We start from the raw sequence: 17,152 nt of genomic DNA, 5'->3' as shown, positions 1-17,152 counted from the left end.
GTAAAATTGAATGGCTCTATTCTATCGACTTGCAGGGGCTGTGCAAATAGAAAAGCAGGAAATCTTTCCTGCTTTTTGTAATCGTGATGGGGAATGAGTGTTATTTGGTACGAAGCTCTATTCGTCCACTAATGGTATCCATTTCAACATTTGCATTACCGCCATTGATACTAAACTCTAAATCACTGGCTGGGCCATATTTAGCTTTACTGACTTTGTCACTACTGACTTTGTTAATGATTTTACCATTAGCATGGGCTTTAATTTCAAACTTTGCTGATACACTTTGTGGGAAATAAAAGTCGGCATCACCACTTACTGATTCAAAACGTACATCACCGCCTTTTAAAAGCTCGTTAATCTGTACTTCTGCTTCACCATTGACCGTATTAATACGTAGGTTTTTAATAGCCGATAGCGTAAATTCTATATCGCCATTTACGTTTTCAAGGCGTACATCATTAGCGCTTGAAGTTGATTTAATATCACCATTAACAGCGCTAAAACGCAGCTCACCACTTGATTGCCTATCGTTAATTTCACCATTTACGGTTTCAAACTGAATATTCCCGTTTAAGTTCTCAGCGTTCACATCACCATTTACAGTGGTGAGCTTAATGTTGCCAGTAATATCATCTACCGTAATTTCGCCGTTAACCACATCAACTTCAGCGCCGTTTTTAAGCTCCTTTGCAGTCACCGATACATTAACGCCAGCAAACTCTAAACTACTGCTTTTAGGCATAAATATAGTTAGGTTTGAGCCGTCACCACTATTGCCCCAATTTGATTTACGGGGCATTTTTACAATAAACTGGGTTTTATCACCACTTGTTTTAAGCTCATAACCCTGTGCTTTATCATCAAGCTCGCCAGATACTTTAAATTCGTTTTTATCCCAGCCTGTAATATGTATATCACCGCGTTGGTTTTCAATAAAAATAGTGCCGCCACTTGGTACGTCTATTTGCTTATCTATTTTTTCACCCGCAAATGCCGCCAGTGGAAATAAGCTCAGTCCTAATAAAATCGCTTTCATATCGTACTCCTAAATGTGCTGCCAACGTGGCGCGTGCACCTTGTTAATTAAATCAAGTTGTTGTTGATATATTTGCGCTAACATTGTCAGTAGCGCTTGGTTTTGTGGTTCGTTTTCAAGAGCTTGCTTTATTGCTTGCTCAGCTTCTTCAAGTTCTTGTAGTTGCGTTTGCCAGTTAGTGGTTAATGCTTCTTTATTTTCGTATTCAACTAACAAACTATTTTTTTGAGCCGAAAAGTAATCACTTATAGCCACTACGGGCTGTGGTTCAGGTGCTATAACAAATATATTAACAGCAATTAAAGCAGCCACAGTACACGCTGCTATTGCCGTTAGTTTTGGCCAAATAATAGTGCTGTTTGGGTTCTGCTTATTATTAACAATTGCTCGCTCAATCCCCGCCCATAAATCTTTTTGTGGCGTAATTTCTTTATCAAGCGTGTTTAATGACTTATTTAAGTAGTCGTTAAAGTTTGGTTTACTCATTTTCATACCACTCTTGTAATAACTGCCTAGCACGATGATATTGTGACTTACTTGAACCAACAGCCATACTTAATTGCTCCGCGATTTCCTCGTGCCTGTAACCTTCAATAGCAAATAATACAAATACCATACGTGCGCGCTCAGGAAGCCTTACTATTAACTTATCGAGGCCATTTAAGCCTTTGCAGTCGTTAGCTGATTGCTCATCCATACCGCTGAGTTCAATACTTACTACTTTTTGTAACCAGTTTTTTTGCTTGCGCAGGTAACTTATCGCTACATTACTGGCAACACTATATAGCCAAGTAGAAAACTGCGAACGCCCATCAAACAATGCTATTTTATGCCATACCTGTACAAATACCTCTTGGGCGGCGTCTTCAGCGTGTGCTTGGTCTGCTAATAAGCGCAAACATAAACCGTATACTCGTTTTATATGTAACTCATAAAGCGTTGTGTATGCGCCTTGATCACCCGATTTAACTCGCTCAATGAGTGCAGCTTCGCACAAAGGCGTTGGTTCGGGTTTAACGTGTAACATCCGTGATGCCGCCTTTTAATTATTATTGTTGAGTTGCTATTTAAGTGTATTAATAAGTTAGACGTAATGACAGTTCGAAAAGGTTTAAAAGGAATGAAAAAATAATTGAATAAAAAGTGGCTTATGCGAGGTTGTATTAAATTGTGCCCTCAACTAATGAAGTTAGCCAAATTATAGGCACAAAAAAGCCGTGCTAATAGCACGGCTTTTTTAGCTTAATTAAAAATTAAGCTTCAGCGATTACGATTACTTTGATAGTAGCCGTTACGTCTGAGTGAACTGAAATTGATACGTCAAATTCACCAGTCTCACGGATAGTACCTAGAGGCAAACGAACTTCTGACTTAGCAACTTCAACACCAACAGCTGAGATAGCGTCAGCGATGTCACGAGTACCGATTGAACCGAATAACTTACCTTCGTCACCAGCTTTAGATACTAATGTAACTTCTGCTAATGCTTCTAGTTTTTCAGCGCGTGCTTGTGCAGCAACTAACTGTTCAGCGATTTTCGCTTCAAGTTCTGCACGACGAGCGTCAAACGTTTCAATGTTAGCTTTAGTCGCAGGAACTGCCTTACCTTGCGGGAAAAGGAAGTTACGTGCGAAACCAGATTTAACTACAACCTGTTCACCTAGGCTACCTAGGTTAGCGATCTTATCTAGTAGAATAACTTGCATGTTTCTACACCTTTTAAAAACTGTTAATCCGCTGCTTACTTATGTAAGTCAGTGTATGGAAGAAGGGCTAAGTAGCGAGCACGCTTAATAGCAGTTGCTAGCTGGCGCTGGTATTTAGCGCTAGTACCTGTGATACGGCTAGGTACGATTTTGCCACTTTCTGTAACATAGTTTCTAAGAGTAGCTAGATCTTTGTAATCGATTTGTTGTACGCCTTCCGCTTTAAAGCGGCAGAACTTACGACGTCTGAAATAACGTGCCATGAGATTAATTCCTCAAATAATTCTTTCTATATGCTGAGCATGCAAAACCAATTGGCTAAGGCCGTTACGACCTTCGTGGCGATTTAAAAAACCACTCACTTGCAATGCCTGCCCAACGTGCAAATGTTGAGTCTGTTGTTGCATTTGCTTTCCACTGGCAACTACCTGAAGCCTCACATAACTATTACGGTTAAGGTCTGCTTCGGTTTGCATTGATTTATGTTCTACAACAAAAATACAATGCGGGATGCCAGCAGGGCTTTGGCTAAACTTGGGAGTTTTACAAACTACCCCAGATATAACCAGCTGATTCATATATGGGCTAACCATTATAATAACTGCTGACTACATGCCATGCTAGGACTCAAAACAATTAAGCAGCTGGTGCTTCTTTCTTCTCTTCTCTTGCAAGAGGAGACGCTTCAGTTACAGCATTTTTAGTACGCATAACTAAGTTACGAAGCACTGCATCGTTGTAGCGGAAAGTAGTTTCTAGCTCGCTGATTACTTCAGTAGGTGCTTCAACGTTCATAAGAACATAATGAGCTTTATGAAGCTTGTTGATTGGGTAAGCCAGTTGACGGCGGCCCCAGTCTTCAAGACGGTGGATAGTACCACCAGCTTCAGTGATAGAACCAGTATAACGTTCGATCATACCAGTTACTTGCTCACTCTGATCAGGGTGAACCATGAATACGATTTCGTAATGACGCATGGATATTCCTTACGGTTAATAGAGCCTTCTACCGTTTCGGCCGGTCGGTTTAAGGCAAGGAATTAATAGTTTAAAAGCCGAAATGAGCGCGCATTTTACGCTTAGACGGATAATTAAGCAAGCAGGTTTTTTAAGCTTTTATAGATAAGAGTTTAAAGGCAATTATTGCGAGCTTCGCTCATCCCGTTAGCAAGCCGTAGACCTAAAGGAAAAGCTAAACTCGTAGTTTAATATTTATCATATACGCCAAGCTTGCGCGCATAAAAAAGCGCAGCTTTGAATTACTTAAGTCTAACACCTGCCTCAAAATATAAGTATTTACTCAAATTTAAAGCCGTGCAATTATTAAGCAATACATTATTAAATAAGGATATTTATGAAGCTCTTACTATCGCTTGTATTAATACTTACTTTTAGTACACCATTTTTAAGCCACGCAAAAACCAATACAACTGACATAACCGTTGGTAAAAAAGTCATTCTGCAATCAAAAATACTTAACGAAGACAGACCCATTAAAATTTTCATACCTGACACTGTAAAAGACGATCAGCCGCTTTATGTTATTTATTTACTTGATGGTGTTGAGCACTTTCATACGGCGTCTGGTGTTATAAAATCCTTAGTTGATTACGAGCAGATACCTAATGCCTTGCTTGTTGGTATTGATACAACTAACCGCGTTCGTGATTACTTACCTAAAGTAGATGGTGAGCCTAAAACTGAGTTTCAAACCTTTGTAAAAAATAAATGGCCTGAAGCGGGGCAAACTGACGAGTTTTTGAAATTTGTTTCTGACGAACTTATGCCATACATAAATTCTAACTACTCAACTAACGGCTACAACACGTTAATTGGCCACTCTAATGCAGGTACTTTAGCGCTTTATACTTTAGTTAATCAGCCTGAGTTATTTAATAACTATATAGCTATAAGCCCAAACAGTTGGTGGAGTGATGAAGAATTAAAAAATAATATTATAAAATACACTAAAAGCCCTAAAGGCGGTCAATCGTTATTTATTAGTGTAGCAAGTGAAGGGTCACGCTTTTATACAGGTGTATTAAATACTTTAGTAAATTTAGAACAACAAATGCCAACACAGCTAAAATGGGAATATAAGCATTACCCTACTTTTAGTCATATGGGCACCATACTACCAGCCCTTAGCGATAGCCTAATTCACTTATTTGGCGACCTAATTTTTAGCGTTACTGACGAGCACGGAAGATTTGCTGATGTATCGCTTATTACAGGTTACTACCAAGCACTGAGTGATAAATATGGGTTTGAGCTTAAAATTCCACAAGATGTATATGTAGAATTTGCTCATAGCCAGCAAAAATTTGGTAACACAGCCAAAGCTATTACCACGCTTAAACACTTTACTACCCATTACCCAAATGCAGCCTATTCTCACATGCGTTTATCGCAAGGCTATACTGCAAATAAGCAGTTCAAAGAGGCCGTCACCAGTATGAAACACGCATTAGAACTTGCTAAGCAAAACTCACGCGACCCGCAGTTAATTGATGCACTCAAAGATATGGTGAATGAAGCACAAGAGAATTTGTAACTGATTTAACAAAGCACTTTTTAGCTAACGATAGTAATTACGAGCTAGGCTCGTCGCGTCAGCAAGCTAAACGCCTACAGGTAAAATTAAGCTCAGTGTTAAACTTTGCATATAGACGCTGAGCTTGCTCGCGTGAAAAGCGCAGCTTTTAATATATTTAAAACCTTCATAAAAAAACCGATGTTTAAATTAAACATCGGTTTTTTTAATCAAGCTCATCGCTTTACTTTATCCGTTGGGTTTCGCTTCGCTCAACCCAACCTACGTTACTTTCCTATCGCTTCTTTAGCGAACAGGTGTTTTATTGGGCCTAAATTATCAACTAATGATAGCCCTACTCCGCGGATAAGTTTTTTAACCGGGTTTGCACCTTCAAATAACTCTTTTAACCCTTGCATCATGGCTATGTGCTTTTGCGCATCGAGCTTACGGGTACGTTCGTAATCGCGAAGTGTGCGCGTGCTTGCAAACTCCTTACTATCACTTGTGAGTAGCTCAATTAAATAAGCCGCATCTTTTAGGCCTAAGTTCATACCAAGCCCTGCAAGTGGATGGATTGTATGTGCAGCATCGCCAATGAGTACCACTTTGCCTGAAACCCATTGCTGAGCGTAGCGCATTTTAAGTGGGAAAGCTGCGCGCGCACTTTGCACTTCACATAGCCCGCATTGGCCATCTATGGCTGCCATTACGGCTTTATTAAAGCTGCTGTCGTCCATTGCAAGCAGCTCATCGCAGTGGTTTGGGCTAGTAGACCATACTATTGAATGGGTATTTGCATCGCTCAGAGGTAAAAATGCCAGCGGCCCGGTTGGTAAAAACACTTGGCGTGCGGTGTTTTCGTGCGGCTCTTTGGTTTTTACGGTTGCGACTAGCGCATGGTGATCGTAATCTTTAAAGCTAAGTGCCATATTAAATTGTTTGCGAATAGCTGAGTTTGCCCCATCAGCGGCCACCAGCAGTTTTGCAATAATTGGCTCGCCGCTTTTAAGCGTTATAAATACATCTGATTCGCTTTGATGTATTTGCTGATACTGCGTATCAAACATTAGCGTGGCACTTGGTTGTTGCTCTAGCTCTTTTATAAGCGCGTAGCGGATAATGTCGTTTTCAACAATATGGCCTAAATGCTCAAGCTCAAGTTGTTTGTTATCAAACGCTATTTTGCCAAAACTGTCGGCATCACGTACATCCATATGCGTATAAGCGCACGCTCGCTGTGCGATAATTTCGGGCCATACATTTAATTGCTCAAGCAAGGTTTGACTTGCAATGCTTAGCGCGCTTACGCGCAAACCATATTCGTCAGTTGGCAACGCTTGTGTTGGTGCGCCGTCGAGTACAACTACGCTTATATCGGCTTTTGCCAATCCAAGTGCCAGTGTTAGCCCTACACAGCCACCACCTACAATACAAACCTGTGCTTGCTTCATAAACGCCTACCTTGTTTAACTTGCCCCATTAACTGTTTGGCTAATGGCGCTTTTAATGCGGGAAATAAATCCATCGAAAACAACCCAATACTGCGCCCCAATGCGAGCACTCGCGATGAGTTTGAAAAAAGCCTAACAAGTGCATCGGTTAAACTCATTACGGTTTTTATATCATCACTGCGCTTTTTTGAATATTCACGTGTAAACGCATAGCTGCCTATATCGTGTTGGCTGTTTGCTATTAAATTACTAAGTACTTGCACGTCGCGAAGGCCTAAATTAAAACCTTGTCCTGCAATAGGATGAATAGCATGTGCAGCATTACCAATAACCACTGTACGGTGCGCAGTCAAAGACTCGACTTGCCCGTAAACGAGCGGGTAACTCGTGCGCATGCCTACTTTAGTAAATTGACCACCGCGATAACCAAACGCACTTTGTAGGGCACTTATAAAGTCTTGTTCATTAAGTGCCATATGCTGTTCAACCTGATCTTGGTTCATACACCACACCAACGAATAACGGTTATTGCTCATGGGTAATAACGCCATAGGCCCGCTTTGTGTAAAACGCTCAAAGGCATGATTATTATGCCCACCAGCCACTTCTACATTAGCAATAATTGCGCCTTGTTCATAAGGCTGGGTATTAAAGCCAAGCTCAAGTAAATTACGTGTGGGTGATTGTGCACCATCAGCAATAACCAATAGCGCTGCGCTTAATTGCTCGCCGGTTTGCAGGGTGAGTGTATTGCTATGCATGGTTTGCTCAATGGCAATTACGCTATCGGGGCACAAAAGCGTAATATTTGACTGCGTTAAACGCAGGTGAAGCGCTCGGCCAAATGGGTTAACTTCTACTACGTAACCAAGTGAAGGTTTAGCAAATTCGTCGCAATTAATGTGCGCTTTGCCAAAGTGGCCTCTATCAGACACGCTCACTTTTTTGATTGCTACGGTGTAAGGAGCATTTTGTTCAAATAAATTGAGGCTTTGTAAATACTCTACCGATTGCTGAGCAAGTGCAATACTTCTGTCGTCAAAGCTTGGGTGGTAGTCGCCGGTTACTTGATTCGCTTCTACAACGGCAATATTTAACGCGGGATTAGTTTTAGCAACACTTAACGCGCAGCTTGCTCCCGCTAAACCACCGCCAATAACAACTACATCAAACTGCTTAGCCACTTTACTCTCCGAGCTTTATACGTTTTTAGCACTTTGCATAAGTGCTTCTATATCGCTAATTTTTTTAGGCACGCTTAGGGTCAAGTTTTCATGGCCTGTTTCGGTAACTAGCAAGTTATCTTCGATACGAATACCAATGCCTTTATATTTTTGCGGTGCGCTTGAGTCTTCGCTGATATAAAGCCCAGGCTCTATGGTGAGTACCATACCGGGCTCAAATGCACGCTCAACGTTATTTACTTTGTAATCGCCAACATCATGTACATCTAAACCAAGCCAATGCCCAAGCCCGTGCATGTAATATTCTTTACATGCACCTTTTGCCATTAGCTCGTCAAAGTCGCCGGTTAAAATACCTAAATCAAGTAAACCTTGAGTCATTACTTCCATTGCTAGTTTATTAGCATGCGACATGTAACCACCTGGTTTTACTTCATCAAAGGCAACTTCTTGCGCTTTAAGTACAATATTGTAAAGCGCGGCTTGCTCTTCGCTAAATTGTCCATTTACTGGAAAAGTACGGGTAATATCGGCGGCGTAACCTTGTAGCTCACAACCGGAGTCTATAAGTACCAGGTCGCCATTTTTTAATACGTCGCTATTTTGCGTGTAATGTAAAATATTGGCGTTGTCGCCACTACCAACAATTGTGCCGTATGCAGGGTGCGGCGCACCATTCATGGCATAATGATGATGCAGCTCAGCCTCTAGCTGAAATTCAGTAGCTCCGGGGTGTGAAAAACGCATAGCGCGCATATGCCCTCGCGCACTAATTTCACAGCCTTCTCGCATAACATTTACTTCGCTTGGCGATTTAAACAAACGCATTTCATGAATAAGGCCGCGTATTTCTTTTAAAGTACTCGGTGCTTTGAGGCCTTTTCGCGCACCACTTCTAAGTGTACCTAGTAACGTAAACACCTTTGTATCAAATGAAGGATAAGCACCTTGTGCAAAATAAATCGCATCTTTTTCATTTAGTATATCGAGCAGCTTATCGTTTAATTCACTTAGCGGGTAAGCTTCATCAAACAAGTAGTCGCTTTTAGCTTTATCAAAGCCAACTCTGCGGCCATGCCAAATTTCTGCAAGCTTGTCTTTATCTAGGCAAAATAAAGTACTGGGTGCATCGCTGTTGTTACATAGTACAAGTACAGCGTCGGGTTCGTTAAAGCCTGTTAAATAGAAAAAGTCGCTATCTTGTCTAAATGCATATTCGGTATCGCGGCTACGCGTCACTTCGCTCGCAGCGGGAATAATAGCAACGCTATTTTTATCCATTTGCGCAAGTAAACGCTCACGGCGTGCTTTAAATTCTGACTTTTGTACTTCAACCATTATTAACCAACCCGTTTAACTTTTTAAACTAATGAAGTGTTTTTTTAGTACTTTGCGTGTTTTGCTCTTTACCAAGCTCTGCAAAACAAAGTAGTGCTGATACGCGCACATATTCAATCACTTCGTGCAGCGCTTGGCTGTCTTCTTCGGTTTCTTCAAAAGTGGTATCTAGGCGAGTGATTTCGCTAAAGTCAGTAATAACCTCTTTAACATCGCTTGATAACTTACCGTAATCTTTTTGCTTTAAGCCAAAACCAAGCATAAACCCTGCTACCCATGATACGAGGCCATTAGCCTGATCGATGAGTGTTTCGTCATCGTTTGGTAAAAATAAATCAAACTGAAATTCGTCATCATTAAAGCTCGCAACTACTTGCTTATAAATAGTGCCAAAAAACTGCTTTAAATCGTTACTAAATGATTCACCATCGTTAAACACATCGCTCAAAAGGCCTAAGTATTCTTTGTCGTCAATGGTTAAACCACACGCAAGTAAACCACTAATTACACCATGCGCTTCGGCAGGTGATACAAATATTTCGTTTTTTTCTAAAAGCAGTTGAGCTTTTTCGTAATCGGGTAAATCGTTCATAATCGAATCTTCGCTTTGCAAGTTAAGGCAATGCTACCACTCGATAAAAAGCAACTCCAATTAATTGTATGATCAAGCTCAAAAACCATGCGATAAAGTAAATGACGAGTTAAAGATGCGGGAAAACTAAGCGAACGGTTTAATTTTTTACGTTTAGGGTTTAAGGATTGGATTATGTCTTATATACTTAAATTGTTCCCTGGGGTACCGGAGCTTGGTTAAGTCCCTGAGCCGATAAATTTTATACCAGGATTTCTGTTCGTCTACTATTGTGCAAGCTCGGCATGTACCGAGAAGCCTACGGTAAACCGCAGATTTCCGCCCTGAAACCTTCTGGTTTCAGGACTGAAACCGGGTACCGTATCTTGGGGAACACCTTCTTACTTTTTATACTCCCTCTTATTACTTATTCATTTTTTTGCTATACCTTCGTACATTATTTTTATAATTTTTGGCAAAAAAAAGCTGCAAGCAATTTCTTACTTACAGCTAAATTTTAAATGCTTACGCTTATTTACTTAAACCAACCTTGAAAGCGCTCCATCATCATGTAGTTTATTGGTACTAACAATAAAGTAATAAAGGTCGCAAAAATAATCCCAAACCCTAGACTTACCGCCATAGGTATTAAAAACTGCGCCTGAGTCGCTTTTTCAAATAATAACGGCATTAAGCCAATAAAGGTCGTTAAACTTGTTAGCATTACAGGGCGAAAACGCGATGCACCGGCAATTTTAACTGCATCTAGTAATTTGCCGCCTTCACTACGCTTTTTATTGATAAAATCAACTAGTACAAGGGAGTCATTTACTACCACCCCAGTTAGGGCGAGCATACCAAGCAAGCTCATAATGGTTAAATCCATGCCCATAATCCAATGCCCGACTACAGCACCTATCATGCCAAATGGAATTACACTCATTACTATAATTGGCTGTAAGTAAGACTTAAGCGGTATCGCTAATAGCGCATAAATTATGAAAAATACAAACACAAGTGCCCAAGCCAATGACCCAAACGACTCTCGCTGCTCTTTAGCCTCACCTTCTAGTTTATAATCTACTCCAGGGTATTGTTGCATTAACTCATCTAAATACTCCGTTAGGTCAGCCTGAAGTATGGTCATGTTGGTGTTATTTTTTTCAATATCCGCTGTTACATTTAAAGTACGGTAGCGGTCTATTCGGTTAATGGTTGATGGACTTTGCCCTGCGGTAAGAGTTGCAACATGCGATAACGGCACCGAGCCACCAGTAGGTGTATTGATGAGTATATTTTGTAAATCGGCTACAGAGCGGCGCTCGTCTATAGGCAAGCGAACCATTACACGTACATCATCACGTCCGCGCTGAATACGTTGGACTTGCGAGCCAAAGAACGAGTTACGCACTTGACCTGCAACATTAACTCTATTTAAGCCCAGCGCTAAGCCTTGCTGCGTAAGCTCTATTTGTAACTCTTCTTTACCATCAGACATGCTATCGGCAATATCAAATACCGTTGGGTAGGTCGATAAACGGGTTTTAATGTGATCAGCCACGTCTTGTAAAATAGTCAACGAAGTCCCGCTCAGCTGCACGTCAATTGGGTCAGAACTTCGGCCAATTTCAGCTCTAAACGTTAAGCTTTCAGCGCCTGGAATGACACCAATTAAATCGCGCCATTCGCTGGCAAGCTCTCTTGATCCTATGTCTGATTCACGCTTTTCAGCCGGTGTTATTTCAAAGCGTACAGAACCTGAATTAGATACACCACCGCGCCCACCTGTTGTGGCTAATATATTTAAAATAACGCTTTCACCTGTATCTGGGTCGCGGTATTTTTCTTGTAATTGCTGCGCCTTTTGCGACATATCAATTACGTATTTATTAGTGACTTCAAACGGCGTACCTGTTGGTAGTGTTAAGTTAACGCGGACTGTTTCGCTTGGTATACGTGGGAAAAATACAAACTTAGTCCAACCACTAGTGATCATGGTTAAAATTATTATAAACACACCAACAAACAAACTTACCGAAGCCAATTTATGGCGCAGTGCTAAATTTAAAGTTGGTTGGTAGTATTTTAAAATCGCGTTTTCAAATCCATCTGCAAAACGCTGTTGAATAACATCAAACTTTGAAGGTTCGCCTTTTTCGTGGCGTAGTTTTATATATTTTAAATGTGCGGGTAGTACAAATTTAGATTCAATCAATGAAAACAATAATACCGGAATAACCACTACCGGTATTTGTGCAAACAAAGCACCGCGCGCCCCTTCAATAAAGGCCAAAGGTAAAAAGGCGGCAACGGTAGTTAATACACCAAATGTTACTGGTGTTGCGACTTCTTGAGTACCTAAAATTGCAGCTTGCTCCCCCGACTTAGCTGTTTTTAAGTGGGTATAGACATTTTCGCCAGTAACTATGGCGTCATCAACAACAATCCCCAGTACTAATATAAAGCCAAATAAGCTCATAATATTAAGGGTTACGCCAAAAATAGGCATCGCTATAAACGCGCCCATAAACGAAACCGGAATACCAATAAATACCCAAAATGCAATTGCAGGGCGTAAAAACAAAGTAAGTAAAGCAAGTACTAAAATACCGCCTTGTAGGGCATTGGTCGTTAGTGTGGCAATTCGACTTTTAACCAGCTCCGAATCATCATCCCAGTAACTTAGTTCAAATCCTTGTGGAAGGGAGCTTTGTTGCTCTTTTATGTAATTTTTTACTTCGTCAGCAACAGTAATCGCACTTTGCGGACCTATTCGATATACGTCGATAAATGCAGCCTGCTTACCATTAAAGCGAGTACGTACTGGGGTTTCTTCAAAATCGTCTTTAATTATTGCAATATCGCCTAAACGAATAATCGTGCCGTCAGCTTGGTTTTTAACAACAATATTGGCAAATTCATCTTTACGATATGCTTGCCCTTTAGAGCTTATAAGTACGTCCCCACCTTCAGTTTTTAAGTTACCAGCAGAAATATCAGAGCTTGAATTAGCAATGGCACTCGATATTTGTGCCAAACTTAAATCGTACTGGCGAAGAACGTCTTGGCTTACTTCAATGGCAATTTCGTAATCACGAACACCACTTAGCTCTACCTGCGTCACATTTGGTAAACGTAGAATTTGATCACGTACTGTTTCTGCATATTCACGGGTTTCTTTTTCGCCGTAATCACTTGATACGGTAACCGCGATAACTTCGCGAATTCGCTCCGCAAGCGCGACTATTGGCTTCTCAGCATCGGCTGGAAAGGTGTTAATTGCATCTACACGACTTTTAATATCAGCTAAAAGCTCACGCGGGTCGTAGCCCGTTTCAACTTCAATTGTTACAGAGCCTGAACCTTCAGAAGAGCGGCTAAATATTTGCTTAATACCTTCTAAATCTTGTACGGCTTCTTCTATACGAATTGTTACGCCTTGCTCTACATCCTCTGGTGTTGAGCCACGCAAACTTACGTTCACGCTTATCATGTCGGTTTCGAATGAAGGGAAAACTTCAAGCGGTATTTTAGTCGATAAACTAAAAAGCCCCGACAGCAGCAACGTTACTAGCAATAAGTTAGCAGCAACATGGTTTTTGGCAAACCAAGCTATCATGGCTTATCTCCTTGCTTTGCTGGACGGCGTTTTTTTAACTCTTCAACACTAATACCAAGCTCTTTTGCTTTTTGTTCAAGCTGCTCTGGAGTCGGGCGCTTTCCTTTACCTTGCCCATTCGCTCCACGGCTTTTAGGTTGATCTGCGCTTTGTTCACCTAAAATACTTACTTGAGTTCCTGAACTTACTTGACCAAGTGGAGTAATAACAAGTTTATCATTTGCGTTTAAACCGGTTTTTATCATCGCCTGAGTCGCATTTTGCCAAGCTAGTGTGATGTCTTTGCGCTTAAGTACGCCACCTTCAACAATGTAAACGTACGTTCCTTGATAAATTGTACTGTTAGGAATTATAAGTGCGTTAGATACTGTTCTGCCGGTAATTTGCGCTTTTATATACTGCCCAATTTTTATTGGATACTGGTTATTTGCTGTTGCTTTATACGGGTCATTAATTTTAGCAACTACATAAAGCTGCTGTGCGCCTTCATCTATAGCACCTTCTGTGCGTGCTAATTGACCTTGCCACGTTTGCTCACCTACTAAGTCAGAAGTAAATTTAACAATTGAACCCGCTTGGTTTCTAGCACCATCGCGATACTGCTCTGGTAAATTTACAAATGGGAGATCTTTATTTTTAATTGGTAAGCGAATCTCAACGCTATCGATTGCGTAAATGGTTGCTAACTGTGTGTTGTTAGTAACAACTTGCCCTAAATCAACACTGCGGCTAAGTATACGCCCCGCATATGGCGCCGTTACTTTAGTGCGCTCTAAATCAAGCATCGCTTTTTCAAGTGCTGCCTGCGCCGACAAAACCTCAGCTTCAGCGGCCGCTAGTTGTGGCTCACGTAGTACTAAACTGCTTGCTTGATTTGAGCCGCCAAGGCGTTTCCAATCGGTAATAGCTTGTTGCCCACGCGCCTTCTCTTCTAGCAAACCTTGCTCTGCTGTTAATAAATTGGCTTGAGCAGATTTAACTTCAGCCTGATGATCTCTGTCGTCTAGTTTTAAAAGTACATCGCCTTTTTCAAAAAAACCGCCTTCTCTAAAGTCATCACTTACTTCAATTATTTGCCCAGATGCCTGAGCCACTAACAAACTTTGTGTACGTGGTTTTACCGTACCGTAGCTGTCTATCATAACTTGATAATTTTGTGGTTTTAGCTCAAGCGCAGCCACACTTATTGATGCCTTAGGAGGTGTCCCAAAGCGTTTAGCCTCTGGTGGATTCCCCTTAATAAACATAACAATTAAAATTGTGGCAACAATAACCACCGCTGGAATAATAATTTTTGCTGTTTTAGTTTTCATCGTTATTGCTCTTTAGTTCACTTGAGGGCTTTGCAAAATCACCACCAAGGGCAATGTGTAGGTTAATTCTATTGGCTATTAATTGGTTTTTAATATCGATTAAGGAGCTTTGCGCGTCAAAAGAACGGTCTTGGGCATCAAGCACTGTCGTGTAAGTTACCAAGCCACTTTGATACTGCTCAAACGACAATTGCTCTGCAGCAAGTGCGTTTTCTTGTGCCTCTAACGTGCTTGTATATTGAGCTTTGAGGGACTGCTGCTGCGAAATAGCATTTTCCACATCACCAAATGCGTCATAAAGCGTTTGTAAATAAAGCTGCTCTTGCTTTTGAGTATTAAGACGCGCTATTTCTTCGTTGGCTTTTAAGCGCCCTCCTTCAAAAAGTGGCGCTGAAATACTACCTAATAAAGACCATGCAAGGCTTGATGGAGAAAACAAGTCGCTTACTCGGTCTGTACTATCACTTAATGAAGCCGTTAAATCTAAACTTGGAAAGCGTTGTTTATGCGCATATGCCAATGATGCGTCGGCTGCTAAAAGCTCATACCAACTTGCACGTAGAGTAGGTTTTCGCGTTATAAGTTCAGAAGGTAACCCTAGAGGAATATCGGTATTAATAACAGGTAAGTCACTACTAGCAGTAATAGCGCCTTTTGGGTATTCACCAAGTAAACGCTCAAGTACACGTGCTGATGCCGATAAACTCGCTGTTTGAGTGGCAATGCGAGAGCGTTCATTATTAAGCTCATTACGCGCTAAATACACATCGAGCGCTTCGTTTATGCCTTGGCGATAGCCAGCTTCAATAATATCGAGATTTTGTTGTGAGTTGGCTTCGCGACGCTTAAATAAATCCAGTAATTGCTGCGCCGTAACCACATCAAACCAACCTGTTACTACATCAGCAACAAGTTGCTGTTTAGCTTGCTCAAACCGTGCCTGCTGAGCTAAATAGTTAAGATTAGCTTCGCGCTTGGCGTCAGAGAGCTTACCCCATAAATCAACCTCGTAAGTTAAGTTTAAACTAGCTGAGCTTGCGTTGTCGTAACTTACAGGGCGGTTGTCTTTACTACGGCTTGTACGTGTTGATAAATCGAGGCTTGGCCAAAGTGCAGCACCCGAGACTATAAGTTGCTGCTTTTGAATTTCAACATCATAACTCGTTTGCAAAAGCTGTTGGTTATTTTTAAGTGCTTGTTGTACAAATTTATTAAGCGTAGGATTTTGTAATTGTGTAAGCCATTGCTCTTGTATTTTTAATACTGAGCTTGATGCTTCTTGCTGCCATTGCTGAGGCATATTATTAGGGACTTGCATGCGCTGAGACGAGTTTAAATCACTCGCACAGCCGCTGAGCAGCATCACACTAATTGCCAGTAGGGTTGGCTTGCATTGCCAAATCATAATTAAACCTAAATTACTGCTATTTATGAACGTAATTCAAGCACTTTGGCAAATTTTGCTCAACTTACTTTACATAACATTACATAGCTAGCGATGAATTAACATAATAGCCAGTTATACGGTAAAAATGAGTAAATGATCAGCAATTTTTAATACTAAAATTAACTTTTTGTAATGTGTTTAAGAGATTAACTATACAAAAACAAAAAAGCCCCGCTATAAGCGAGGCTTTTAAATAAATGGTGCCGACTAACGAAGTCGAGCGGGTAACTTATACAGACTACTGATTACAAGTTAGTTGCTTTAAGTTACCTAAAATAAATGGTGCCGACTAACCGAGCCGAACGGATAACTTATACAGACTACTGATTACAAGTCAGTTGCTTCAAGTTACCTAAAATAAATGGTGCCGACTAACCGAGTCGAACGGATAACTTATACAGACTACTGATTACAAGTCAGTTGCTTCAAGTTACCTAAAATAAATGGTGCCGACTAACCGAGTCGAACGGTTGACCTACTGATTACAAGTCAGTTGCTCTACCAGCTGAGCTAAGTCGGCACACAAAACTGTGTGCTAAGGCACGTTCAATTTTAAAGATTGAGAACTTTTATAAAGCACTTAAAATAAAAAAACCTTGCATAAGCAAGGCTTTTCAATAAATGGTGCCTCGACGCGGAATCGAACCACGGACACGAGGATTTTCAATCCTCTGCTCTACCGACTGAGCTATCGAGGCACATAAACTGTGCTAGTTACAGATTAACGAAATTAACCTTTAACTTAATAAATGGTGCCGACTAACCGAGTCGACGGGTAATTTGAACAGACTACTGATTACAGTTTTTCTTTTCAAACTACTTTAAATAAATGGTGCCGACTAACCGAGTCGAACGGTTGACCTACTGATTACAAGTCAGTTGCTCTACCAGCTGAGCTAAGTCGGCACACAAAACTGTGTGCTAAGGCACGTTCAATTTTAAAGATTG

15 protein-coding genes, 3 tRNA genes and 1 other RNA gene are annotated in these 17,152 nt (G+C 40.9%); 2 read left to right on the top strand and 17 right to left on the bottom strand.

All coding sequences use genetic code 11. From position 1 onward, the window contains the following. Positions 1–100 precede the first annotated feature (100 nt). The 7 genes from H5092_RS04435 to rpsF all read right to left on the bottom strand — a co-directional run bounded on the left by H5092_RS04435 (position 101) and on the right by rpsF (position 3,723). Positions 101–1,039 carry a DUF4097 family beta strand repeat-containing protein gene (locus tag H5092_RS04435; protein ID WP_002963051.1) on the bottom strand — a complete coding sequence of 313 codons (939 nt, stop codon included), beginning with the start codon at positions 1,037–1,039 and terminating at the stop codon, positions 101–103. Between the two features lie 9 nt (positions 1,040–1,048). After that, the gene (locus tag H5092_RS04430) at positions 1,049–1,531 is read right to left on the bottom strand and encodes a hypothetical protein (protein ID WP_024596807.1); all 483 of its coding nucleotides are present in this window, start codon (positions 1,529–1,531) and stop codon (positions 1,049–1,051) included. Further along, complete coding sequence (locus tag H5092_RS04425) at positions 1,518–2,066, bottom strand: RNA polymerase sigma factor (RefSeq protein WP_182732959.1); 549 nt, start codon at positions 2,064–2,066, stop codon at positions 1,518–1,520. The genes H5092_RS04430 and H5092_RS04425 overlap by 14 nt, the downstream gene beginning before the upstream one ends. Positions 2,067–2,292: 226 nt before the next feature. Then, positions 2,293–2,745 carry a 50S ribosomal protein L9 gene (gene rplI, locus H5092_RS04420; protein ID WP_002962755.1) on the bottom strand — a complete coding sequence of 151 codons (453 nt, stop codon included), beginning with the start codon at positions 2,743–2,745 and terminating at the stop codon, positions 2,293–2,295. A gap of 35 nt (positions 2,746–2,780) precedes the next feature. Beyond that, entirely contained in the window at positions 2,781–3,008 is a 228-nt protein-coding gene (gene rpsR / locus H5092_RS04415) for a 30S ribosomal protein S18 (RefSeq protein ID WP_002962753.1), read from the bottom strand. A 12-nt stretch (positions 3,009–3,020) separates the two neighbouring features. Continuing rightward, a complete protein-coding gene (gene priB, locus H5092_RS04410) occupies positions 3,021–3,338 on the bottom strand; it encodes a primosomal replication protein N (protein WP_004588456.1) in 318 nt (105 codons plus the stop codon). A gap of 43 nt (positions 3,339–3,381) precedes the next feature. After that, a complete protein-coding gene (gene rpsF, locus H5092_RS04405) occupies positions 3,382–3,723 on the bottom strand; it encodes a 30S ribosomal protein S6 (RefSeq protein ID WP_002962750.1) in 342 nt (113 codons plus the stop codon). Positions 3,724–4,099: 376 nt separating this feature from the next. Between rpsF and H5092_RS04400 the strand changes: the two genes are divergently transcribed. After that, complete coding sequence (locus H5092_RS04400) at positions 4,100–5,299, top strand: alpha/beta hydrolase-fold protein (RefSeq protein ID WP_182732958.1); 1,200 nt, start codon at positions 4,100–4,102, stop codon at positions 5,297–5,299. A 266-nt stretch (positions 5,300–5,565) separates the two neighbouring features. Here the strand turns inward: H5092_RS04400 and H5092_RS04395 are convergent, their stop codons facing one another. From H5092_RS04395 to H5092_RS04380, 4 genes are read right to left on the bottom strand one after another with little or no spacing between them, the layout of a single operon-like run. Then, positions 5,566–6,732 (bottom strand): FAD-dependent monooxygenase, encoded by a 1,167-nt coding sequence (locus tag H5092_RS04395; protein WP_182732957.1) that lies wholly within the window; start codon positions 6,730–6,732, stop codon positions 5,566–5,568. Beyond that, positions 6,729–7,916 (bottom strand): 2-octaprenyl-6-methoxyphenyl hydroxylase, encoded by a 1,188-nt coding sequence (gene ubiH / locus H5092_RS04390; protein ID WP_182732956.1) that lies wholly within the window; start codon positions 7,914–7,916, stop codon positions 6,729–6,731. The genes H5092_RS04395 and ubiH overlap by 4 nt, the downstream gene beginning before the upstream one ends. A 15-nt stretch (positions 7,917–7,931) precedes the next feature. After that, positions 7,932–9,254 (bottom strand): Xaa-Pro aminopeptidase, encoded by a 1,323-nt coding sequence (gene pepP, locus H5092_RS04385; protein WP_182692801.1) that lies wholly within the window; start codon positions 9,252–9,254, stop codon positions 7,932–7,934. A 28-nt stretch (positions 9,255–9,282) separates the two neighbouring features. After that, the gene (locus H5092_RS04380) at positions 9,283–9,846 is read right to left on the bottom strand and encodes a UPF0149 family protein (RefSeq protein WP_002962745.1); all 564 of its coding nucleotides are present in this window, start codon (positions 9,844–9,846) and stop codon (positions 9,283–9,285) included. Positions 9,847–10,039: 193 nt separating this feature from the next. Between H5092_RS04380 and ssrS the strand changes: the two genes are divergently transcribed. Then, a non-coding RNA gene (gene ssrS / locus H5092_RS04375) (6S RNA) lies at positions 10,040–10,222 on the top strand. 138 nt (positions 10,223–10,360) lie between these two features. Here ssrS and H5092_RS04370 read toward each other — a convergent pair. From H5092_RS04370 to H5092_RS04345, 6 genes are all read right to left on the bottom strand, one after another. Then, positions 10,361–13,444 (bottom strand): efflux RND transporter permease subunit, encoded by a 3,084-nt coding sequence (locus tag H5092_RS04370; RefSeq protein ID WP_182695411.1) that lies wholly within the window; start codon positions 13,442–13,444, stop codon positions 10,361–10,363. Next, positions 13,441–14,757, bottom strand: coding sequence for an efflux RND transporter periplasmic adaptor subunit (locus tag H5092_RS04365; protein ID WP_182732955.1), 1,317 nt, complete (start codon positions 14,755–14,757; stop codon positions 13,441–13,443). Before H5092_RS04365 ends, H5092_RS04370 begins: the two co-directional genes overlap by 4 nt. Further along, positions 14,747–16,162 carry a TolC family protein gene (locus H5092_RS04360; RefSeq protein WP_182732954.1) on the bottom strand — a complete coding sequence of 472 codons (1,416 nt, stop codon included), beginning with the start codon at positions 16,160–16,162 and terminating at the stop codon, positions 14,747–14,749. The genes H5092_RS04365 and H5092_RS04360 overlap by 11 nt, the downstream gene beginning before the upstream one ends. A gap of 486 nt (positions 16,163–16,648) precedes the next feature. Next, positions 16,649–16,724: transfer RNA gene (locus tag H5092_RS04355), tRNA-Thr, on the bottom strand. A 102-nt stretch (positions 16,725–16,826) separates the two neighbouring features. Further along, positions 16,827–16,902, bottom strand: a tRNA-Phe gene (locus tag H5092_RS04350). Positions 16,903–17,034: 132 nt separating this feature from the next. Next, positions 17,035–17,110 (bottom strand) — tRNA-Thr (locus tag H5092_RS04345). Between the last annotated feature and the right edge of the window lie 42 nt (positions 17,111–17,152).

The organism is Pseudoalteromonas sp. SR41-7, assembly GCF_014163935.1.
Taxonomy (GTDB): domain Bacteria; phylum Pseudomonadota; class Gammaproteobacteria; order Enterobacterales; family Alteromonadaceae; genus Pseudoalteromonas; species Pseudoalteromonas distincta.
This window is presented reverse-complemented; position numbering and strand designations above follow the sequence as displayed.